The sequence below is a fragment of the Streptosporangium sp. NPDC001681 genome (genome assembly GCF_040298085.1).
Lineage (GTDB): Bacteria > Actinomycetota > Actinomycetes > Streptosporangiales > Streptosporangiaceae > Streptosporangium.
In genome coordinates, this window is sequence record NZ_JBEOZN010000070.1 from 21987 (window position 1) to 43110 (window position 21124).

General features: G+C 66.6%; 20 protein-coding genes. 8 read left to right on the forward strand and 12 right to left on the reverse strand.

The genetic code is table 11. The annotated features are described in order from the left end of the window. Positions 1 to 116: 116 nt before the first annotated feature. Positions 117 to 1292 carry a macrolide family glycosyltransferase gene (locus ABT130_RS28155; RefSeq protein WP_350960191.1) on the reverse strand — a complete coding sequence of 392 codons (1176 nt, stop codon included), beginning with the start codon at positions 1290 to 1292 and terminating at the stop codon, positions 117 to 119. 373 nt (positions 1293 to 1665) lie between these two features. On the opposite strand from ABT130_RS28155, the gene ABT130_RS28160 reads away from it, so the two are divergent. Beyond that, positions 1666 to 2907, forward strand: coding sequence for an IS256 family transposase (locus tag ABT130_RS28160; protein ID WP_350960193.1), 1242 nt, complete (start codon positions 1666 to 1668; stop codon positions 2905 to 2907). Positions 2908 to 3089: 182 nt separating this feature from the next. After that, positions 3090 to 3650, forward strand: coding sequence for an NsdA family TPR-like regulatory protein (locus ABT130_RS28165; protein WP_502992225.1), 561 nt, complete (start codon positions 3090 to 3092; stop codon positions 3648 to 3650). A gap of 141 nt (positions 3651 to 3791) precedes the next feature. On the opposite strand, the gene ABT130_RS28170 is transcribed toward ABT130_RS28165, so the two are convergent. From ABT130_RS28170 to ABT130_RS28185, 4 genes are all read right to left on the reverse strand, one after another. Then, a complete protein-coding gene (locus ABT130_RS28170; RefSeq protein WP_350960198.1) occupies positions 3792 to 4943 on the reverse strand; it encodes a hypothetical protein in 1152 nt (383 codons plus the stop codon). Positions 4944 to 4954: 11 nt separating this feature from the next. Beyond that, positions 4955 to 5281 (reverse strand): hypothetical protein, encoded by a 327-nt coding sequence (locus ABT130_RS28175; protein ID WP_350960201.1) that lies wholly within the window; start codon positions 5279 to 5281, stop codon positions 4955 to 4957. Between the two features lie 219 nt (positions 5282 to 5500). Then, positions 5501 to 5929: an SDR family NAD(P)-dependent oxidoreductase gene (locus tag ABT130_RS28180; RefSeq protein ID WP_350960203.1), complete on the reverse strand. Its 429-nt coding sequence runs from the start codon at positions 5927 to 5929 to the stop codon at positions 5501 to 5503. Between the two features lie 230 nt (positions 5930 to 6159). Next, complete coding sequence (locus ABT130_RS28185) at positions 6160 to 7209, reverse strand: aldo/keto reductase (protein WP_350960205.1); 1050 nt, start codon at positions 7207 to 7209, stop codon at positions 6160 to 6162. Positions 7210 to 7304: 95 nt separating this feature from the next. On the opposite strand from ABT130_RS28185, the gene ABT130_RS28190 reads away from it, so the two are divergent. Continuing rightward, complete coding sequence (locus ABT130_RS28190; protein WP_350960206.1) at positions 7305 to 7742, forward strand: MerR family transcriptional regulator; 438 nt, start codon at positions 7305 to 7307, stop codon at positions 7740 to 7742. Between the two features lie 203 nt (positions 7743 to 7945). Here ABT130_RS28190 and ABT130_RS28195 read toward each other — a convergent pair whose 3' ends face one another. Both ABT130_RS28195 and ABT130_RS28200 read right to left on the reverse strand, forming a co-directional pair. Continuing rightward, positions 7946 to 8389 (reverse strand): hypothetical protein, encoded by a 444-nt coding sequence (locus tag ABT130_RS28195; RefSeq protein ID WP_350960207.1) that lies wholly within the window; start codon positions 8387 to 8389, stop codon positions 7946 to 7948. A 1196-nt stretch (positions 8390 to 9585) separates the two neighbouring features. Further along, positions 9586 to 9717 (reverse strand): hypothetical protein, encoded by a 132-nt coding sequence (locus tag ABT130_RS28200; RefSeq protein ID WP_350960209.1) that lies wholly within the window; start codon positions 9715 to 9717, stop codon positions 9586 to 9588. Positions 9718 to 9797: 80 nt separating this feature from the next. Here ABT130_RS28200 and ABT130_RS28205 point away from each other — a divergent pair, with 80 nt between their 5' ends. Beyond that, a complete protein-coding gene (locus ABT130_RS28205; RefSeq protein ID WP_350960211.1) occupies positions 9798 to 11264 on the forward strand; it encodes a mercuric reductase in 1467 nt (488 codons plus the stop codon). A 532-nt stretch (positions 11265 to 11796) separates the two neighbouring features. On the opposite strand, the gene ABT130_RS28210 is transcribed toward ABT130_RS28205, so the two are convergent. The 4 genes from ABT130_RS28210 to ABT130_RS28225 form a co-directional block, all read right to left on the reverse strand. Then, positions 11797 to 12678 carry a class I SAM-dependent methyltransferase gene (locus ABT130_RS28210; RefSeq protein WP_350960214.1) on the reverse strand — a complete coding sequence of 294 codons (882 nt, stop codon included), beginning with the start codon at positions 12676 to 12678 and terminating at the stop codon, positions 11797 to 11799. Further along, on the reverse strand, positions 12648 to 13271 hold the full coding sequence (locus ABT130_RS28215) for a cysteine hydrolase family protein (RefSeq protein ID WP_350960216.1): 624 nt from the start codon (positions 13269 to 13271) through the stop codon (positions 12648 to 12650). Before ABT130_RS28215 ends, ABT130_RS28210 begins: the two co-directional genes overlap by 31 nt. A 126-nt stretch (positions 13272 to 13397) precedes the next feature. Then, positions 13398 to 14483 (reverse strand): isocitrate/isopropylmalate family dehydrogenase, encoded by a 1086-nt coding sequence (locus tag ABT130_RS28220; RefSeq protein WP_350960220.1) that lies wholly within the window; start codon positions 14481 to 14483, stop codon positions 13398 to 13400. A gap of 49 nt (positions 14484 to 14532) precedes the next feature. Continuing rightward, the gene (locus tag ABT130_RS28225; RefSeq protein WP_350960222.1) at positions 14533 to 15063 is read right to left on the reverse strand and encodes an EF-hand domain-containing protein; all 531 of its coding nucleotides are present in this window, start codon (positions 15061 to 15063) and stop codon (positions 14533 to 14535) included. A gap of 543 nt (positions 15064 to 15606) precedes the next feature. Here ABT130_RS28225 and ABT130_RS28230 point away from each other — a divergent pair. Beyond that, positions 15607 to 17949, forward strand: coding sequence for a HelD family protein (locus tag ABT130_RS28230; protein WP_350960225.1), 2343 nt, complete (start codon positions 15607 to 15609; stop codon positions 17947 to 17949). A 312-nt stretch (positions 17950 to 18261) separates the two neighbouring features. Here the strand turns inward: ABT130_RS28230 and ABT130_RS28235 are convergent, their stop codons facing one another. Beyond that, positions 18262 to 18624 carry a glycoside hydrolase family 18 protein gene (locus tag ABT130_RS28235; protein WP_350960228.1) on the reverse strand — a complete coding sequence of 121 codons (363 nt, stop codon included), beginning with the start codon at positions 18622 to 18624 and terminating at the stop codon, positions 18262 to 18264. A gap of 294 nt (positions 18625 to 18918) precedes the next feature. Here ABT130_RS28235 and ABT130_RS28240 point away from each other — a divergent pair, with 294 nt between their 5' ends. From ABT130_RS28240 to ABT130_RS28250, 3 genes are all read left to right on the forward strand, one after another. Beyond that, positions 18919 to 19224, forward strand: a complete 306-nt coding sequence (locus tag ABT130_RS28240) for a class I SAM-dependent methyltransferase (RefSeq protein ID WP_350960251.1) — start codon at positions 18919 to 18921, stop codon at positions 19222 to 19224. A gap of 133 nt (positions 19225 to 19357) precedes the next feature. Continuing rightward, positions 19358 to 19810 (forward strand): VOC family protein, encoded by a 453-nt coding sequence (locus tag ABT130_RS28245; RefSeq protein WP_350960230.1) that lies wholly within the window; start codon positions 19358 to 19360, stop codon positions 19808 to 19810. A 133-nt stretch (positions 19811 to 19943) separates the two neighbouring features. Next, positions 19944 to 20855, forward strand: coding sequence for an oxidoreductase (locus tag ABT130_RS28250; RefSeq protein WP_350960233.1), 912 nt, complete (start codon positions 19944 to 19946; stop codon positions 20853 to 20855). Positions 20856 to 21124 lie beyond the last annotated feature (269 nt).

Here is a 21124-nt window from a genome sequence, read left to right on the forward strand (position 1 = left end):
CGGAGCCGAGCTGTCGCACCTTGAGGAGGTGTTCGGCTGCTACATGTTCCGGGTCACCGCACCGTTGTGGACACCGGCCTCGCGGGGCAGGGGGCCTGCCCCGCGAGGACGAGGGCTCAGCTCAGGAACGACTCCACCGCTTGGGCGGCGCGGTCGACGCCGCCGTCAGCCCGTACGGTCGCACGGATCTCCGCCAGGCGGGCGGCCACCTCCGCCGATCCCGCGACCTCCTCGACCGAGGAGCGCAGGGTCGCCGACGTGACCTCCTCGGTGGGCAGATGCCTTCCGACACCGAGTTGTTCGAGCATGGCCGCGTTGCCGAACTGGTCCACGGCCTGGGGGATCGCCACGGTCGGTACGCCGAACCACAGCGACTCGACGCATCCGCCCATTCCCGCGTGGGTGATGAACGCCGAGGCCTCGGCCAGTACGGCCAGCTGCGGCACGGTGCGGTGCACCTCGAAGCCGTCCGGGAGCGGACCGAGATCCGCAGGATCGACGTTCGCGCCCACCGCGAGTACCACGTGCCAGTCCGAACCGGCGAAACCTTCGAGACACGCCCGGTAGATGTCGAGCTTGTCGTTGAAGGTGGTGCCGAACGAGACGAGCAGCACCCGCCTGTCATCGCCGGGCGGCGTCCAACCGGTGTCCGCCAGCCGCTGGGGAGAAAGGCACGGCCCCACGAACCGGACGTTCGACGGCACCCGGTCGGCGTTGGGCTGCATCGCGCGCGGGATCAGGGAGAGGGCGTGGTCAGGGCGTGACTGCCAGTCCCAGGCGTCCCGCTCGATGCCGTTGTCGCGTAGCCAGGCGGTGAGCGCCGTGTAGTAGCGCTCGCCCGACTCCGACGTCCGCATCGCGTCGAGGTGTTCGGCCAGATCCTGCTCGTAGCCGTCCCACGCGACGAGCGTGGGGGAAAGCTGCACGGCGGGGATGCCGTACCGCACGGCCAGCACGGGTGCGGGCAGCCCGCCGATGTCATAGAGCAGGAGGTCGGGTCGGTCGTCGTCGTAGCGGTCGATGAGGTGCGGCAGCACCGCGATCGCCTCGTCGAGGAAGACGTGCATGGCCGAAGCGGGGTCGTCCGGCCAGTCGGCCTCGCTGGTCGGGAGCAGCGAGGGGTGGGCGACGATTTCGGCGCCGGTGGGCTCCACCAGCCCGGTCAGGGCCTCACCGACCGCGTAGCTCACCCGGTATCCACGGGATACGAGCTCGGTGATGAGGGCCAGCGAGGGATAGATGTGACTCGGCGCAGTGCAGCCGATCATGGCGATGTGTTCGCGCGTACGCATGATGTCCTGTCGGTTCTCGAACGAGGTGTTCCGACGGCGCGCAGGAGAAGACCCGAAGGACAGGGTCGCTCAAAAGGGGCCGCCCGATGGCGGGCAGGCCCGGCGGTCGCGCCGTGTCAGGCTGAACGCAGGCGAATGAAATAGATCACGCGCGAGAGCCTAACCTATCCGCCCATTTCGGCCCACTGAATTATTGCCGAGGCTTGTGCCTACGACGACGGTGGAGTACGTCGAGTGGGTGCCCGAGCTGGGGTTGCGTCCACGGAGGTGGTGTACGAGTTTCCCCAGCTAGTGGGCGTGGCGCCGTGAAATGAGGACGGCCATCGCGTGATCCTTCGAGTGCGAAGTAACAAGATCGAAGGAGAAGAAAGCGATGGCCGTGAACAACAGTGTGGACCCCGCGACCTGGCTGGCGGAGCAGATCGAGCACGGGGATCCGGATCTGTTGCGATCCATGGTGAAGACCATGGCCGAGACGTTGATGTCGGCCGAGGCCGACGGTGTGTGCGGCGCCGAGTACGGCACCCGCAGCGACGAGCGCACCAACCGGCGCAACGGCTACCGAAGCCGCGACTGGGACACCCGAGCCGGCACCGTCGAGCTCGCCATCCCGAAACTACGCTCAGGCTCCTACTTCCCCCACTGGCTGCTGGAACGACGCCGCCGGGCCGAACAAGCCCTGATCAGCGTGGTGGCCACCAGCTACCTGCTCGGCGTCTCCACCCGGCGGGTGGACAAGCTGGTCGAACAACTCGGCATCAAACACATTTCCAAAAGCCAGGTCAGCGAGATGGCCAAGGTACTCGACACCCAGGTGGAGGCCTTCCGCACCCGCGCCCTGGATACCGGGCCGTATGCCTTCGTGTGGCTGGACGCGCTGACGCAGAAGGTCCGCGAGGGCGGGCGAATCATTAACGTGCACGTGCTGGTGGCCACCGCCGTCAACGCAGGCGGCAACCGGGAGATCCTCGGCGTGGAGGTCACCTCGGCCGAGGACGGCGCCGGCTGGCCGGCGTTCCTGCGCGGCCTGGTGACTCGCGGGCTGAGCGGAGTGCAGCTGGTCATCTCCGATGCCCACACCGGGCTGGTCGGAGCGATCGGCGCGACCCTGCCAGGCGCCTGCTGGCAGCGCTGTCGCACGCACTACCTGCGCAACCTGCTCACCACCGTCCCGAAATCGGCGCAGCCATGGGTGGCGACCCTGGTGCGCACCATCTTCGACCAGCCCACCGCCGAGCAGGTGCGCACCCAGCACGCGTGGGTGATCGAGGCGCTGGAGGCCACGTATCCGGCCGCGTGCGAGCATCTGGACGCCGCCCGGGAAGAACTGCCGGCCTTCGCCGCCTTCCCCCGGGAGATCTGGAAGCAGATCTGGTCGAACAACCCGCAGGAACGGTTGAACAAGGAGATCCGCCGCCGCACCGACGTGGTCGGGATCTTCCCCGACCGCGGCTCGATCGTCCGTCTTGTCGGTGCGGTTTTGGCCGAGCAGACCGACGAGCGGACCGAGGCCCGTCACTACATGGGACTGGATGTCCTGGCGAAAGCTCGAATGCGGGTCATCGCGAGCGACACACCGCAGCAGAAACCCATTCCACAGACACTTACCGCTTAACCTGCAGAAACAGGATCACGCGGAGATCAACTCATACACCACTTCGCTGGACGTGACCCGGCATCGAGGTCGTCCGTGCCTATGTCACGGCGCTCGGAGGAACGGTCGAGCTCGTCGCGACTCTCGGGGATCGCAGCTGGAAAGTCGCCTGAGCCTGGCCGCCTTCGCGACCGACTGGCTCGATGTCGAACCGACCCAGCCGACCTCCGTGCTGCGCGGCGGCCAGATCGGCGAGAAGCTCGTGGAGCAGATCGGGGCGAGCCTGCCTCGCCTGTACACGCTGCAAGGCAGCCATGGCGGGAGCACGTACGCAAGCTACTCGACGCCGAACTCGGCATGGTCACCGGGGCGCTGGAGAAGTCCTCCTGCAACGCGGTACCCGCCCGGACGATCCCCGATGGGTCCGGTGGTTCGACGAAGGGGAATTCCATAGCCATGCCGGTGCCTGTCAGCTCGATCTGGGCAATCCGCGACGCGCGGACTTCCACCTGGACAAGGCCCGGGAAGGGGTCGCCCCGACCTGGCGCAGAGACTACGCCACCTACCTGATCAGGCGTGCCCACGTCCAGAACGACCTCGGCAATGCCGACCAGGCCGGCGACCTGCTCCACCAGGCGATCCCACTGATTGAGCAGGTCCCCTCCCAACACAACCTCGGCAAACTGCTCGCCGTCCGCGATCGCCTGCCCGACGACACCCGCCGCAGCGACCTCGACCAACGGCTGTCCGCCCTGACGGCATGATCGCCTCGTGGCAGCGGGGAGACCCGGGAGGCTCGGCAGGCGACAAAACCGTCCGACTCTCGGCCATGAACCGGACGACATTTCTGGACCTACTTGCTTTTTTGGTTCGAGCGATATGTTCTGGCCAAAGGTCGGCGGTGACTATACGTCCCGTACCTGCAGTATGGCCTCGATTTCGTAAGAAGTAGTCGTGATCGCAGTGGTGGTGAGGGTTACTTTAAGCGTTGGCTCACTGCCACTGAGGTCCAGAGTCCCGCCGATCACGGTCTTCGCGTCCACGCTTTCCGACGAACGCTGACCGGACAGAACGTATAACGGATCGGCGCTTGTGACCGTTCCGGTGACCGGAAAGATATCGCTACGGGAGTCCGGAGGGTCGTAGACAAAAGTGCCGCCTTGGCGGGTGTCTATCACGAAGACAGCCTCGGCGAAGCGTGCCTGCGCGCGCTTAATGAACTCCGGGCTTCCGGCCAACTGCCTGAAGGAAATGATGGTCTTAACGGTATAGCGCCTACCGTCTACTTTATGTGCGGCAGAGTTTGAGTCCTTGGTGTCGGTGTACGGCGCCGGTTCGACCGGTGAGGAGATCGGCGCTTCAGGGTCGTCGGAAGCCAAGGAAGCCCTCAGCGTGGCGGTGAAGACTCCTCTCGTACTCCCACCGGACGCCGCCAACCCCTGAAGGCTGAGCACACCTTCAAGCTTCGAGGTTGAAGCGCTGAATCTTACCTCGCCCCGATCGGGCACGTAAGGATTCGTGGAAATCCCCGACGTGGCGGTAAAGGAGTTCGGACTCTGTTTCAGTGTCGGTGGTGGATCTACCGGTGTGATAAGGGTTTCTCCATTCTTTTCTTGAATGTGAGCCACTGCCTCATCGATCCCATTTCCGAAACAGGTGCCGTTGGTGCCGAACCAAATGGCGCCGGGTGCGGGCGTAGCCCAGGGATTTCCTACCTTGAGGCACCATTCGTAAGGTAGGCGATCTGTTGACCTGCGAATGCGTAACTCGCCTTGTTGTTCAAATGTCGCACCGCCGGCCGCGCTTCCGTACAGTACGACGGTGTACGCGCCCACGCGTACGCGTGTGGCGCGTTCGGTCTGCCAGTAGTCGCTGACGATGAATAAGATCGTGGCGGAACCGATGAGAAGAATTGCCGTAAGTATAATCCATATCGTTCGCCACTGGCGTGCGGAGATCCCAAATGTAAGAGTATTGCTGTTTCCCTTTATGACTGGACCGAAGACACTCCCCTTGATGTTGATCGATGAGTCATCGGGTTTCTGGGGATCCTGCATCAGCGCTCTGCTTATTTCTCGACGGTGTTGTTGTCGCCGTAGATGACCGGCCCGTGGACATCCCCGTCGATCCGTATGGAACCGGTCGCTGAATCTGGTTTGGACGTGGCAGGACGTCCGTGTGGTTCAGGAGTGGTCGGCGGGGAATCGCGGATCGCGAGAAGCCCGAAAACCAGGCCGGATACGCCGAAGGCAAGACCGGCAAAGCCGGAGAGGATGCTGGACCAGCTGTCCGCTTCTTCGAGGGGCCGGCCGGACAGAAACCAAGTCCACACGCCGCAGCCGAGGCAGAAAGTGATCAACATCAGTGCTATGGCCGACTTCTTGCGCCGGGTCAACGGATCCCCTCCGTCCAACCGAAGACCGCTCGACACAGCATGATGCGATCTTGATAGATGATGCCGCCACGAGGTTTTCGAAGGGAATCATAATGTTCCGCGATACTCTCGTCATCAGATCAGAACACAGACCCTGCTGAAATCATCCGAATGCAAATATCGGGGGCGCGTTCTCTGGGGGCACTGGCGGTAAATTATGACAAACCTATCGTAGGCGTACTAAAGATTGCTAAAGCACGTGCGCGATGACCTTTGGAGGGAACAGCGCGGAGGGGCGACGGCGGCCTCCCGGAGCCATCCCTCGGTGATGAGGATGCCGGGTCTGACCTGCCCGATCCGTACGCCGGTGCCGGTGACCTCCTTGGCCGGCGACCGGGTGCAGGAGTCCAGGCCGCGCTTGGTCGCCGAGTAGGCGCCCATGCCAGGGCGGATACTGCCGTCGCCGCCGCCGAGAATGTTGAAGACCTGGCCGCCGCCTTGGTCGACCCCGCCGAGCGCTTCCACCGCGGGGCTCCACAGCGCCTCGACCTGCTCGGGATCGGTGACGTCCACGGCGCGCCCGTGAACCGTGGCATCACCGGACGCCTCCGGGCGCAGCCGCTCGACGGCGTCGTCCGCCGCCGCCCGGTACAGCCACGTCAACCTCAACGCCCATTACCATGGCGGCCACTTCATCCCATGGGAAATCCCCGACCAGTGGGTTGACGACCTCCGACGAACCTTCCGTGGTCGCCGATGGCGACAGTGTCCTCGCCGTGGGCGCTGGGAGGTCGATCCGAGAGTCGATGAGGTCGAAGCTCTCGCATCACGGGCAGCGGTGTGGCACCGGGCGCAGGTCCTCTGTGGCGGTGTCCTCGCACTGGGTGCGCGGAGTCGGTCTAGGCCGCGGAACGGCTCGTGAGCGGGCGGCGGCGTCGGGCGGTGTCGGCCAGCACCGGCGGGCGCCAGGCACCGTCCGGCTGGTAGGCGTTGGTACCGGGCGGCACGATTTCGTCGATCCGGTCAAGGGTCGCGTCGTCGAGGGTGAGTGAGGCGCCCTTCAGCAGCGTCTCCAGCTGGTTCATCGTTCGCGGCCCTACGATCACCGAGGTGACGCCGGGATGTGCCACGGTGAAGGCCACAGCCAGTTCGGGCAGCGAGCAGCCGATGCCGTCCGCGACCTCCACGAGTTGTTCGACGATGTCCAGCTTGGTGGCGTTCACCGGAAGCGAGGGATCGAAGCGTGCCGGTGTCAGTGCCGCACGACCGGTGGTGAGATCGATGGGCTGGCCTTTGCGGTACTTGCCGGTCAGAAAGCCCGAGGCCAGCGGGCTCCAGGTCAGCACCCCCATTCCCAACCGCTGGCAGACCGGCAGTACGGAGGTCTCGATGCCCCTGGCCAGCAGCGAGTACGGCGGCTGCTCGGTCCTGAAGCGCAGCAGGCCGCGGCGCTCGGCGACGTGATGCGCCTCGACGATCTCCTCGGCCGGGAATGTGGAGCAGCCGAAGGCGCGGATCTTGCCCTGGTGCACGAGGTCGCTCAGCGTGCTGAGCGTCTCCTCGATGTCGGTCGTGTGGTCGGGGCGATGAATCTGGTAGAGGTCGATCCAGTCGGTGCGCAGGCGCCTGAGGCTCTCCTCGACCTCCTTGATGATCCAGCGCCGGGAGTTACCGCTGCGATTCGGGCCCTCGCCCATCTGGAAGTGCACCTTGGTGGCGAGCACGACGTCGTCACGACGGCCGCGCAACGCCTTTCCCACGATCTCCTCCGACTCGCCCGCCGAGTACATGTCCGCGGTGTCGACGAAGTTGATCCCCTGATCGAGGGCTGTGTGGATGATGCGGGCACACTCGTCGTGGTCGGGGTTGCCGACAGCGCCGAACATCATGGTTCCGAGGCAGTGGGCACTCACTTCGATGCCGGTACCACCGAGAACACGGTAGTGCATGGTCAAACTCCCTTAGTGGTTGCGGACCGGGGTGATCACGCGGCGTACTCTAGGTTCTAGAGTCGGCTCTAGGGCAAGCCCCTACTGTGAAGGGCATGCCGAACGTCGAACAGGATCTGAGCATCGGACAGGTCGCCGAACGCACCGGTTTGAGCGTGCATACGCTGCGCTTCTACGAGCGTGAAGGCGTCCTGGCCAATCCCGTAGGCCGTGGACCCGGCAGACGTCGTCTCTACAGCGAGGACGACGTGGAGTGGCTGCGGCTCTGCGTCATCCTCCGCGCCTCCGGCATGCCCCTCCCCGAGATCCGCCGGTACACCGACCTCGTCAGGCAGGGTTCCGGCACCGAGGAAGAACGGCTCGCGCTGCTGCGCCGGCACCGGGAGCACGTGCTCGCCCAGATGGACAAGCTGACCCGGTGCCTGGACCTGATCACCTTCAAGGTCGGGGTGTACGAAGACCACCTCGAACATGGCCCCGCCGAGCACGGGTGCAGCGCGTCGTCACCGTCTGAGCAGCAAGAGCAGGATTAGCGCGGTGTGTCACACCAGTCCGTCAGAGAGGGCCTCCGGGGAGTGGAGCTCGTGGCTGTCCGGCGCCAAAGACGGCGAATTCGACCACCTCACCTGAGCCCCCAAACACGATCAGCCCGCGCCGGGGCCCGTTGCCTCTCCGGCGTTGGCGTCCTGGCGAGCAGCTACGGCTCTGCCCGCTGCCCGAGATGCCAACCGATCGATCAGCAGCGACGCGTCCAATGCTTGCCCACAAACACATTGCGGCACTCGCTGGAGGTTGACTCCAGAGAACCGTTCTCGGTCCTGGTACAGACGCCGTTCACAGTCTCTGTGCACTGATTGGTGGCAACGCACTCGCCGTTGATGGTTGTGGTGCAATATTCCTCTTCGTCCTCCTCTGTCTCGGGCATGTCTGGATCTTCATAACCGATCGCAGCCTTGGCGGCGTCCCCGCCGTTTCTACGGGCACGGTGTGCCTCTGCGTACGGTGTCCGAAAGGAGCCGTCCTTAGCTTTTTTGCCTACTGCTGGAACATGGCCGTCGATCCGGATGTAGTACCAGTCGTAGCCTTTCTCGCCATCATCGCACCTGATATCAGAGAACCGAATTCGACTACTTTTGAGCACGCAGACCTCAACACGGTCCTCGACGTCGGCGATCCGCACCTCCGAGCCGATGCCACCTTTCGCAGGGGCTCGGTACGAGTCACCGGACGGCTGTTTGAGCGAGCCCCGCTTCGCCTTCGAGTCGGTGGCGGGCACCCGAACGTCCAGCGGGAGAAAGTACCAGGTGACATCGGGTTGTGCGTCATCGCAACCCCGATAGTTGACCCGTACTCGTGTCCTCTTTGTGACACAAATTTCAACGAACCCCGCTCCTTCGTCCTCCACATTCTCCGCGCCCTCCGTCGCCTCCCGGACCGGTTGTGGGACGGCGGGGGCTTCGCTGGGGGGAGAACTGGATGTCGTGGTGGTACATCCGGCGACCATGAATGCAGAGGTGGCCAGGCATACCAGCCGTAACCCGATCGGTGACAAAGGCCCTCACTATGCGAGAAGAAGTGGTCAGATCGATCAACGACAGGGGCGATGGCGAAGTTCCAGCCGGCCGCCGGTTCATCCTGAGGGCATGGCGGGAAAATCGAAAGTACTAAAAACCGCAGTGAGCGAGCCGGGTCTCAGGATCCGGACCATGCCCGGACCGCACTCAACTCGCCGGTTCAGCGGCCATGAAGGCGAATGGGTGCAGTCGGCTTTTAATCCGCACCTTGCTCGTTGTCATCAGCCGGAAGCGCGCCGCATGCATTCTCCGAGGAATGCTGCTGAGCGTACCCGGCCGGGATATGCGCCATTGCGGCCCCCGCCAAGAGCGGTCCTGTCCGAATGTCCACGTGCCGGATGACGGGCCGTCCCAGGAGGCCGCTGCCTACTTTCCCACGCACCCGTGGGCACTGAGGTGATCTCAGCGACTTTTATTTCAGGTAGCCGTGTTCGAAATGGGGGAGAACGAGCGAGTCTTTGACGATGTCGCCGATTCGGCCGGGGCCGGCGGTGATGCGCTGGAGGGTGCGCCAACGTTGTGTGAGCAGGGCGAAGCCTGCTCCCGAGGGACGTCGAGCGTGGCACGATAGGTGATCACGTGGGGCTTTCTGGACTGAAGAAGACTTGTGGTGAGACCTCTTCTGCCGAAAGCTCCACGCCTATTTCAGGGACATTGCGATCCATCCTGGTTCATGTCTGCCGGCGTCGCTTTGAAGGCATCGAATCGCAACTGCCCTTATTGATCTTGCTGAGATCACCTCATTGGCCCGTGGGGTTTGCGGTGACGCCGAGCAGATGGGTACGGCGGCTGCCATGTTCGATCATGACCAGGGCGTGGAGGCGTTATGCCGCAGTACCAAGATCTCGGCTTCCTTGGTGGCAGTGCCCCGAGCAAGCAGGGCCAGCCAGCCAAACACCCGGACCATCAGCAGGTACAGCAGACGAAACAACACGACAGCCGAGCTTGGAAGACCAGGTCAAGCGCTCGGCACCAGTTCTGGCACCGGACACCTCGTGTGGCTCTGGGGGACGGGTGGAGCCGGAGAATGTCCCACCCACACCGTCGGCCACCCTCAGTACATGCGAGAAAGCAAAGGGTTACGATCTTCCTGTGGTAGACGAGAGCTATGACGTGATTGTGATCGGGACCAGCCAGGGCGGCCGGTTCCTCCCCATCGATCTGGCGAAGGCAGGCAAGCAGGTGGCGCTCGTCGAGCGCGACCACCTAGGCGGCGTCTGCGTGAACACCGGGTGCACCCCGACCAAGACGATGGTCGCCAGCGCGCGCGTCGCCTATCAGGCGCGGCGGGCGGCGGAGTACGGCGTGCGAACCGGTCCGGTGTCGGTCGACCTCGCCGCCGTGCGGGAGCGCAAGCGGGGGATGGTCGCGGGCGCGCGGGAGAACTACGCGAGCCGCCTGGCGCAGGACGGGGTCGACCTGATCGAAGGCGAGGCCCATTTCACGGGGCCCAAGACGGTCGAGATCGCCCTGAGGGACGGCGGGACGCGGGGGATCAGCGCACCGGTGATCGTCATCGACACGGGCGACAGGCCCAAGCCGCTGACGATCAGCGGCGCGCAGAACGTCCCTGTCCTCGACTCAACGTCGATCATGGAGCTGGGCGCGCTCCCTGAGCACCTGATCATCCTCGGCGGGGGCTACATCGGGCTGGAGTTCGGGCAGATGTTCCGCAGATTCGGCAGCGAGGTCACGATCGTCCAGACCGGCCCGCGCCTGATGATGATCGAGGACGATGACGTCTCCGACGAGGTCGCCGCCATCTTGCGCGATGACGGGATCACGGTCCTGACTTCGGCTACGACGGACCGGGTCGAGGAGGCAGGCGGCGGGCGGCTGCGGCTGACCGTTCGCACGCCGGACGGCGAGCGGCAGGTCGAGGGCTCCCACCTGCTGTCGGCCATCGGCCGCGTCCCCAACACGGAGGGGCTCACGCTGGCGGCGGCCGGCATCCGGCTGCGCGACAACGGCTTCATCGAGGTCGATGAGTACCTGGAAACCTCCGTCCCCGGCGTCTACGCCATGGGGGACGTCAAGGGCGGCCCGGCCTTCACCCACCTTTCCTACGACGATTACCGGATCCTGCACGCCAACTTGCTCGGCCGCGAGAAGGCGAGCACGCGGGACAGGATCGTCCCCTATACCGTGTTCATCGACCCGCAACTCGGCCGCGTCGGCATGACCGAGCGGCAGGCCAGGGAGCAAAACCGCACGGTCCTCGTCGCGAAGCTGCCGATGAGCGCCGTCATCCGGGCCCTTGAGACCGGGGAGACGCGCGGCTTCATGAAGGCCGTCATCGACGCGCATACCCAGCAGATCCTCGGCGCCGCCGTGCTCGGCGCAGAAGGCGGCGAGATCATGACGATCATCCAGGTCGCCATGCTGGGCAAGCTCCCGTACACCGCCATGGCGAACGCCATCTTCACGCACCCGTTGCTGGCGGAGGGCCTTAACAGCCTCTTCATGACGCTCGACGCCTAGAGCGTTTCCGAGCGATCATGTGACCGCCCCATGTCCAGGTCGTTCTTGTGGGCATGGCGGGGGCTGATCTAACAGCCCCCGCGCAGAAGCCGGGGCAGGCTCCAGAGCAGCGGCCCGTACCGCCGGGGATACAGTGAATCGGGATGGCGATAGGACCTACAACGCCCGATACGCGCGGGCTGATATCGCGCTGCGTGCCACGAGCGTCCACACGGTGACGAGCGAACCAGTCTGCCTTGTCGCCGCTGTCACTTGGTCGCGAACCACCGTGGTGACACTGCCCGTGCCGGGGTAGCTTGGGGTCGTGGCCGCCAGTAAAGATCAGGCCCAGGTCGGTCCAGGGTCTGTTGCGGACCGGAGCTGGGGGCCGGGACGCCGGCGTCGACCGGAGGGGCGAGGAGCAAGGCGTGATCATGCCGCCGGTCCCGGCTCCACAGCCGTTCCCAAGCTCGGTACGGAGGCGTTCCTCACCCCGAGTCAAAAGCCCGGACACCAGCGGTGTGACATCAGGCGGTTACCGCCGAGAAGCCGATCAGCGGTACCTGCCGGGTTTGTTGGCGAACACCCAGCGGTTGCTCGCCAGGGCGTCGTTCGGCTCAGGGCGTGGGCCGCGACCGTGGTGGCGGGTGAAGTCGAAGGGGGTGTGGGTCGCGGTGGACCAGCCCAACTCCCGCAGGTGGCCGGCGGAGTCGGGGCGCGGCTCCCCGTCGAACAGGGCGAGCAGGTCGATGCCGATCTGCTGCCTGGTCGCGACGTAGACGGGGCCGGCGCGGACCTCAGGAGACTCCACCCCCAGCTTGACCTCGAAGGCCAGGGTGCTTCCCTTGGCGCTCAGGTGGTCCACGGTGTCGATGAGATGCCGCTCGGCGGTCGGCGGGAGATAGAGCAGCAGGCCCTCGGCCAGCCACGCGGTCGGCACGGCCGGGTCGAAGCCCGTGCTCAGCAACGACTGGGTCCAGTCGTCACGCAGATCGGCGGCGATCGGGTGGCGGGTGGCTGTCGGGACGGCGGCGAGGCCGTCGAGCACGTGGTGTTTGAACGCCAGGACGCCGTCGCGGTCGATCTCGTAGATGACCCGGTCCGGCGGCCAGCCGAGCCGGAAGGCCCGCGTGTCGAGGCCCGCGCCGAGCAGAACGACCTGCCGGGCGCCCGCGTGGACCGAGCGGATGAGGAAGTCGTCGAGGACTCGGGTGCGCAGGCCGAAATAGCGCCCCAGCCTGCCCCACAGGGGGTTGGCGTCCCCGTCCGGCACCTCCGCCGGGCGGACCGGCCAGGCCGCGGACACCTTGGCGGCGCGTACGAAGTGCTCGGCGTAGGCGTCGCCGGCCAGGGCATCGGGCCGGTGGGTCTCGATCGCCCGCGCGGCGGCGACCATGAGGGCGGTCAGGCCGACGCCGCCTTCGACACCTGGCACGGGTCCTCCTCTCCGGCTGAGGGCGTCCACGGGTGGTTATGGCTGGTGAGGTGGGCGCCGTAGAGAACGGCCATGAAGCGCAGGATGTCCGCGTCCGGCAGGTGTCGGCTGGTGGTGCAGTCGGTCAGCACCGTGATGTGGAAGCCCTTCTGGAACGCGGTCCGGGCGGTGGAGTCCACGCAGACGTCGGTGTACAGGCCCGCGAACACGAGCCGCCCGATGCCGCGACGGACGAGGTGCTGCTCGAATCCGGCGCTGAGGAAGGCGTCGAAGCACGCTTGCTTGGTGAAGACGCGCTCCTCCGGCAGGGGTGACACCCGATGGAACTCCGCACCCCACGAGCCTTCCAGGCACTTGAGCGGCTTGTTCTGTACGCGGTCCCGGCGCCGCCAGCTCGGACCCTGGTGTTCGGCGTCGCCGACGAACCGGACGAAGACCACCTCCATGCCGCAGGCCCGCGCCCGGTCGACGGCCAGCGCGGTGTTCGTCGCGACGGCCTCCAGGGTCGCGGGGGCGCCGGAGTACCGGGCGCGGGCGGTCGGCCCGACACAGAAGTCGTTCTGCAGGTCCACGACGACCAGTGCGGTGGTCATGTGAATTCAGGAAGCCCTCCGGAGCCGGTCTGCCGGCGTGTGTTCAACGTAGCCATCTGATTGCACCTCCACATCGTGATGGCTGGGGCTGGTCAATGTGGAGCCGGCGGTGCGCGATGCGGCACTTCAAGCTCCAGCCTTCAGAGCGGGGTCGTTGACGGCCGGCTGTCCGGTGGGCTCCAGCACGTCGAGCAGCGCATCCACCATGGCGGTGGTCGAGTGCCGTCCGCCCAGATCCGGGGTGCCGATGCCCTGGTGGCCGAGTGATTCGAGGCCGCGCTCCACCATCCGCACCGCCCCGGCGCAGCCCGCGTGCCGCTCGGCGATCATCGCCGCGGCGCGTACGGTCGCCACCGGGTTGACCGTGTCCGTTCCCGTCAGGTCGTCGGCGGAGCCGTGCACGGTCTGGTACTCGACCAGCCCGGCCACGTCGGGGTGCAGGTAGACGTTCTCGGTGCAGCGGTTCTCCTGGCGTTCGGCGCCGAAACGGTCCAGCAGGACCACGTGCATGATGTCGGCCCACTCGTTGCCCGCGATGATCACCGTGCGGGGGCGCGGGCCGTGCTCGATCAGGTTGCGGTTCACCGTGTCCGGCTGGCACAGGCGGATCTCGACGCCGTGCCGCGCGGCGCTCTCGGCCACCCACTCATCGAGGGCTCCGTCGAGCAGATGGAACTTGTACGCCATGACGATCTGGTCGATTCCGCCGTCCGGCCACTGCCGCCGCGCACGCCGGACGGCGAAGGCGATGACCTTCTCGGTGATCTCCCGGCTGAACGCCATGGTGCGGATGAGTGCGCCTGGAGCGTGGCTGTTCTCCCCGGTGTAGAAGCCCTGTGCCTCGTCCCGGACCAGCAGCAGTGACGCCTCCGGGGTGGCGATGGCATCGACCTTCACCGCCTGCAGACGCTGGCGGACCAGGTAGAGCGACTGGGCGTTGATCGCCGTGCGGAAGATAGCCGGGACGCCGAGAGCGGCCCGCGTGCGGCAGAACTCCGCGTAGTGGTCGGCGTCCTCCCCGGTGAGTTCGCGGATCCGCTCGATTCCGGCGCCGGCCTTCAATGAGGAATAGGAGTGGTAAACCCGTTTCGACCGGGTGACATTGATTTCGACCGAATACGCGTCGGCGACTCTGGTCAGCACCCGCTCGAAGACCGTCGCGAGTTCGGGGCCCGTTCCCCGGCCGACGGCAAGTCCGATGACTGGTTCCACGTGTGTTCCTCTGTCGAAGGCCGGATATGTCAGGCTGCCGTGATTTCGATCAGATCGGCCCACCGACCAGGTGATCGCCCGGAATTCCGGTCTTCTCCGGGTGGTAGTAGTCCTTGATGCCGGTGGCCCAGACCGAGACCATGATCTGGTCGGCGTCCGATGGCCCGAACGCGTCGAAGAGGGCGTCGATGTTCGCGCGCTCGAAGCCGATGGCCGTCATGAGCGCCACGAAGACACGCCGCTCGATGAGTCCGTCGCCGTCCGGGTCGCCCAGCGCGGCCAGCGCCTCGGCGAAGTCGGTGATCGCCGCGTCGAAACGCTCCGGGGAGAGGACGCAGGCGGTGTACTCCTCGAAGCTGATGCGGTTGTCGTCGTTGGCGTCCAGTTCGGCGGCGAGAGTCGTCCAATAGCGCCGGAAAGCGGCCAGTATGGCGGCTTTGGTGGCGTCGTCGGAATCGGGGGCCGCCGCGATGACGCGGGTCGCCATGAGTTCGAAGTCCTCGGCTTCGAGGTAGCCGGTGCCGTCCGCGTCGAGCAGGGCGAAAATGAGCTTTACCCGATCGATGGCTGCTTTCTGCATCTCCTGTTGCCTTTCTTTGGCTGCCACTCGCAATGAGGGCTGAAAACAGGACTCTGACTGTACACGACCATGTCGAACAATGACCCGGATGTTTGCCACGTGATTGGCGACTAAAGAGGCCAAATGCGACCAATAGAATAATTGCCATTAAATGCCAAATGGCCTAATTGTTCAGGCTGTTTGCGTCACTGCTCTGGTCGGTCGTTCACCGGATAGACGGTGTGAAATGCGGTGAGCGCTGGATTTGGTGATGGCGCTCAGCTGTCCGGGGCCGGGTCGATCGAGGCTGTGGCGGGTGATCCGCATGTCGGCGGTGCGTTCGCTCCGGGCGTCCGGGGAGGGGCCGACGATCGGCGGCAGCGGTCCGCGGAACCCGCGATGACGTTCGAGGCCGACCTCGCGCGGTCGCGGCATGGGTGCAGGAAGAGCCACTGCCCGGCGACGAGCGTGGGAGAGGTTGGACAGGCGTGCCGACGAGGGCTACGCTACTGGTCGCCCATGATGCGGAACACACACATCTGCCGGTTAATTTTATCACGAGGAGTGCTGTTGTCAAGCGAGGCGCTGCGTGCGGAGCAGGAGTACGTGTCAATGCTGTACGGCCGCCTCGACGAGCTCCGCGAACACGTCACCGGACGGCTGACCCAGGTGCTCACGACGTCCAGTGGCAATGCCCAGGCACGTGTCGAGAAGGACGCCGCGCACGCCGCCTACGCCGAACGCCTCGCCCGGCTCAACGCGGCCGAGCACGGCCTGTGCTTCGGGCGGCTCGACATGCTCGACGGCGAGCGCCGCCACATCGGCAGGATGGGCATGCCCGGCGATGCCGGGGACGACGGGGACGACGAGGACACGGCCCCGCTGCTCATCGACTGGCGGGCGCCGGCCGCCCGCCCGTTCTACCTCGCCACCGCGGTCACGTCGGAGGGCGTCCGGCTGCGCCGGCACATCAAGGACCGCGACCGCACGGTGATCGAGGTCCACGACGAGCTGCTCGATCTCGAATCCGCGGCAGGGGCCAGGCACGAGGGGCTGGCGGGCGAGGCCACCCTGCTGGCCGCCCTGAACGCCGGCCGGACCGGCCGGATGACCGACATCGTCCAGACGATCCAGGCCGAGCAGGATCGCATCATCCGGTCCGAGCACACCGGAGTGCTCGTCGTGCAGGGGGGACCGGGGACGGGAAAGACCGCGGTGGCGCTGCACCGTGCGGCCTACCTGCTCTACACCCGCCGGCGGCAGCTGGCACGGCGGGTGGTGCTGGTCATCGGACCGAACGCCACGTTCCTGCGCTACATCGGGAACGTGCTTCCCGCGCTGGGCGAGACGAGCGTGCTCCTGTCGACCATCGGCGGGCTGTATCCCGGGGTGACCGCGGAACGGGAGGAGACGCCCGAGACCGCCGAGGTGAAGGGCCGGTCGGCGATGGCCGAGGTGGTCGCCGCCGCCGTACGCGACCGCGAGTGGGTGCCGGAGGACCACCTGGAGGTGGAGTACGAGAGACAGACGCTGCGCCTGGACCGGCAGACCTGCGAACGGGCACGCGACCTGGCGCGGGGCTCTCTGTCCCCGCACAACCCGGCCAGGCCGCTTGTGGTCCGGGAGATCAGCAGAGCTCTCGCCGAGCAGTACGCCGAACGCGTCGGCACCGATCCGTTCGACGGTGAGCTCCTGCTGGACGACGACCAGGTGGAGAGCATCCGCCGGGAGATGCTCACCGACGAGGCGGTCCTGGCCGCACTCGACGAGCTGTGGCCCGACCTGACGCCGCAGCGACTGCTCACGGATCTGTTCGGCTCCCCGGATCGCACCGCCTCCGCGGCACCGGGTTTCACCCCCGAGGATCGGGCGCTGCTGTTACGGGAGCCCGGCGGTGGCTGGTCGCCCGCCGATGTGCCGCTGCTGGACGAGGCGGCCGAGCTGCTCGGTGAGGACACCCGGGCGGAGCGGATCCTCAAGGAGTACGAACGGCGTGAGCGGGTCTCCTACGCCCAGGGGGTGCTGGACGTCGCGATGGGTTCGCGGGCCACCGACCTGGAGGACGACCAGGAGGCCGAGATGCTCACGGTCAACGACCTGGTCGACGCGGAGGCGCTCGCCGAGCGGCACCAGGAGGCGGACCACCGCACCTCGGCCGAGCGCGCGGCGGCCGACCGGACCTGGACATTCGGCCACGTGATCGTTGACGAGGCGCAGGAGTTGTCGGAGATGGCCTGGCGGCTGCTGATGCGGAGATGCCCGGCCAAGTCGATGACCGTCGTCGGCGACACGGCGCAGAGCGGCGATCTGGCCGGCACCCTGTCGTGGGGACGGGTGCTGGACCCCTACGTCAAGGGGCGCTGGCGGCTTGAGAACCTCACCCGGAACTACCGGGTGCCGGCTGAGATCATGGCCGTCGCCGCCGATGTGCTGGCGGAGATCGACGCCGGCCTTGAGGCACCCGTCTCGGTACGGGAGAGCGGTGTCGAGCCCTGGGGGCTCCGCGTGCCGCCGGAGGAACTCACCGACCGGCTGATCGAGGTCGTCGCGATCGAGGCCGCCGGGCTGACCGATCGGCGGCTGGCGGTCATCACGCCGGACTCGCTGCTGGAACCGCTCGGCCTCGCGATCGCGGCGGGAGTGCCGGAGGCGTCCGTCGGTGAGGCTCCCGGTGCGCCCAGCCCCGTCGTCGTGCTGAACGTCAGACAGGCCAAGGGCCTGGAGTTCGACGAGGTGCTGGTGGTCGAGCCGGGCCTGATCGTCGCCGAGTCGCCACGCGGGCTCAACGACCTGTACGTCGCCCTGACCCGTGCCACCCAGCGGCTGGGTGTGCTGCACAGCATGGAGCCTTCGCCGCCGTCGGCCATGCCGCGTGCGCTGGACGCGTGGCTGTTCGCGGAGGACTGAGGCTTTTGGCATCCAGGGCCCTGGTCGCAGCAGGTCCGCGGAGGGTGCCGGTCGATAAGAGAAGGCCCCGGGTAAGACGGCGGTCGACCAAGATCCGATGTTCCGGCCGGGAGCCTCGTCGCCGTCTCACCGCAGCCCTGCCACGGCGAACCGGTACGGATCTTCCACGCGATGCCGTTCAGTACCCGGCGATCGTTACTCCCGTCAGGGCGGCTCGACCGCCCTGACGGGAGTAACTCTCATCGGTCAGTTCATGACGGCGAATCACCCGGACATGATCTCGTACGACCTGGATCCTTTTGACGGCGCACCTTAGCGGCCCTGCAGCGCCTTGACGTTGTCACCGAAGGTCCAGCCCTTCGAGCCGTCCCAGTTGATGGACCAGGTCATCAGCCCCTTGAGGTTGCCGCTGAAGCTGTTCCAGCTCTGGGAGACCAGTGAGGGCGACATGTATCCGCCGCCGGCGCCAGGCTGGGCGGGCAGGCCGGGGACCTGCTTGTCGTAGGGGACCCTGATCGTGGTGCCCTGGATGACCAGCCCGTTGTTCAGGCAGGTGGTCTGGGCGACGAAGCCTTGCACCGTGCCGGCGGAGTAGGAGTCGCCGGCGCAGCCATACATGCTGCCGTTGTAGTACTGCATGTTCAGCGGGACCGTCGAAGCTGACGTCGTCGGCATAGTACGTGCCCTGGCCGTACCAGCCGTGCAGGTAGACCACAGCGGTGGTCTGGTTGGCCGCGGTGGTGAAGGGGACCGTGAGCTGGCTGTACGCCGAGGGCGAGGAGGTCCAGGTGGAGCCGCCGCCGTTCACGCCGAGGTACACGTAGCCGCCACGGACCCAGGCGGTCAGCGTGTAGGCGGTGTTCGGCTGGACTGACACGGACTGGCTGCACCGGGCGGTATCGGAGGAGTCGGCGGCGCCGGTATCTACGGCGGCTCAGGTGCGGGCGCCTCGGCACGCTGGCCACGGCCCTGGACGGCCGGGGCCGACTCCTCGACGTTGGCTGCGGGCCGGGCGCCGTGACGCTCGCTATGGCGCGGTTCTTCACCGGGGCGGTCGGCGCTGACCCCGATGAAGACATGCTCGTCGAGGCCGAGCGGCAGGCCAGGCGTCGCGGGGTGACCAACGCACGGCGGGTAGCGGCCCGCGCAGAGGAACTGCCGGCCGGTTTGGGGGAGTTCCGGGTTGTCGTGTTCGGCGTCGGAGATCTGCAGTTCCGGTGTCGGTGTCAGCGGCGAACGCTCGGTCCAGGCGGCCAGGCCGGCGGGCTCGTGTAGTACCTCATACCGCCGGCGGTGAGCAGTTCCAGGCACAGGGCGCCGGGGTCGAACCGGTAGGCGGCGCCGGTGTGGGAACGCGGCGTCAGCCCCGGGTTGCGGTGAATGTCATGTAACCAGTATTACTGGTTACATGACATTGAGTTGGAAGCTGGTCATTGACAGTACGAACGCACCCGCGCTCGCGGACTTCTGGGCCGCGGCACTGGGCTACGAAGTGGAAGATCCCAGCGTGCTCATCGAGCAGCTGCTGGCCGCCGGCCATATCGGCGAGGAAGCGGTCACCGAGCATCACGGCCGTAAGGTCTTCCGTGGCTACGCCGCGATCCGCCACCCCGAGGACCCGTTCGACAAGACCAGCGGCGTCGGCCGGGGGCGACGTTTGCTTTTCCAGGACGTACCCGAGAGCAAATCCGGCAAGAACCGTCTGCACATTGACGTACACAGCGAGCCCGGTGGTCTTGACGCGCTGGCGGCACGGCTGGAGGGCCTGGGCGCCACCCGCGTCCGCGAAGTGAACAAGGGGCCCGCCGGACACTGGTGGATCATGCTGGACCCGGAAGGCAACGAGTTCTGCGCCGTATAGGCCCTTTCACGCGGTCCGGGATTTCCGCCCGAACTCCGGTCGCGATGTGGCCGCGGCTCAGGAGCTGGCAGACTTCGACCTTGACTTCCTCCCCGTGCCTGGAGGCGGGGGTCTCCACGCTCAAGGAGATTCGATGACCGCAAAGACGATCACCGCCGCGGCAGCGGGCGTCTTCGAGCTCGGTGACCTGCCGGTCAACCGGATCGGGTTCGGCGCGATGCGCCTGACGCAGCACGGCACGGTGTTCGGGAACAGTGCCCCGAGCGACCGGGACCGGGCGATCACCGTGCTGCGCCGCGCGGTCGAGCTCGGGGTGAACCACATAGACACCGCGGCCTTCTACTTCTCGGCGCTGCGCTCGGCGAACGAGCTGATCAACCGCGCGCTGGCGCCGTACCCCGATGATCTGGTCATCGTCACCAAGGTCGGGCCGGGCCGGGATCCGTCGGGTGAGTGGCTGTGGGCCAGGCCGGAGCAGCTGCGTGGCCAGGTCGAGGAGAACCTGCGCCAGCTCGGCCGGGACCACCTCGACGTGGTGAACCTGCGCATCCCGCGGAGCCTGGCGACCGGCTCGATCGCCGAGCACTTCGGCGCGCTGGCCGACCTGCGCGACGCCGGGCTGATCCGGCACCTGGGCATCTCCAACGTCACGCCCGCACACCTCGCCGAGGCCCAGGCCATCGCGCCGGTGGTCTGCGTGCAGAACGCCTACGGCATCGGCGCACGGCCCGAGGATCACGAGTTCCTACGTATCTGCGGGGAGCAGGGGGTGGCGTTCGTACCGTTCTTCGCGATCGCCGGTGCCGGGCGCGAGGCGGGTGCGGGGGTCACCGACAGCGAGGAGGTGTTCGCCGTCGCACGCGCGCACGGCGTGACGGCCGCGCAGGTCCGGCTGGCCTGGACGTTGCAGCGCGGACCACATGTGCTGGCCATCCCCGGCACCGGCGACCCCGATCACCTGACCGACAACGTGGCCGCCGGCGCCCTGCGGCTCTCACCGGACGAGATGACCCGCCTCGACTCCCTCCACCAGAGTGGGGAGTGAGCAAAAGACCGAACTACCGACACCGGCGTGTGTCAGGGAATCGGACACACCATCCCCGGCGAAGCAAGCATGGCCGACGTGTGCGGTGTGAGCGGTTACCACGACACCCCGAACGACTGACCAGGCGAAACGACGGAGCCCCGGTCCCCCGCAGAAACGGGGGCCGGGGTTTCGTCCTGTCGGCGGATTCGGCAGATGACGCGGAGTCGTCCGCAAGCGGGCGGATAGTTGATCACCCGTCAGGCGGATGCCCTCTCCACTGTGCGCGA

What these genes read in the sequence shown, in the direction of transcription:
- ABT130_RS28155 (WP_350960191.1), bottom strand. Translation starts at nt 1,292, where the DNA reads ATGCGTACGCGCGAACACATCGCCATGATCGGCTGCACTGCGCCGAGT.
- ABT130_RS28235 (WP_350960228.1), bottom strand. Translation starts at nt 18,624, where the DNA reads ATGCCGACGACGTCAGCTTCGACGGTCCCGCTGAACATGCAGTACTAC.
- ABT130_RS28245 (WP_350960230.1), top strand. Translation starts at nt 19,358, where the DNA reads ATGACATTGAGTTGGAAGCTGGTCATTGACAGTACGAACGCACCCGCG.
- ABT130_RS28170 (WP_350960198.1), bottom strand. Translation starts at nt 4,943, where the DNA reads ATGCAGGATCCCCAGAAACCCGATGACTCATCGATCAACATCAAGGGG.
- ABT130_RS28215 (WP_350960216.1), bottom strand. Translation starts at nt 13,271, where the DNA reads ATGACCACCGCACTGGTCGTCGTGGACCTGCAGAACGACTTCTGTGTC.
- ABT130_RS28250 (WP_350960233.1), top strand. Translation starts at nt 19,944, where the DNA reads ATGACCGCAAAGACGATCACCGCCGCGGCAGCGGGCGTCTTCGAGCTC.
- ABT130_RS28165 (WP_502992225.1), top strand. Translation starts at nt 3,090, where the DNA reads ATGTCGAACCGACCCAGCCGACCTCCGTGCTGCGCGGCGGCCAGATCG.
- ABT130_RS28225 (WP_350960222.1), bottom strand. Translation starts at nt 15,063, where the DNA reads ATGCAGAAAGCAGCCATCGATCGGGTAAAGCTCATTTTCGCCCTGCTC.
- ABT130_RS28160 (WP_350960193.1), top strand. Translation starts at nt 1,666, where the DNA reads ATGGCCGTGAACAACAGTGTGGACCCCGCGACCTGGCTGGCGGAGCAG.
- ABT130_RS28190 (WP_350960206.1), top strand. Translation starts at nt 7,305, where the DNA reads ATGCCGAACGTCGAACAGGATCTGAGCATCGGACAGGTCGCCGAACGC.
- ABT130_RS28185 (WP_350960205.1), bottom strand. Translation starts at nt 7,209, where the DNA reads ATGCACTACCGTGTTCTCGGTGGTACCGGCATCGAAGTGAGTGCCCAC.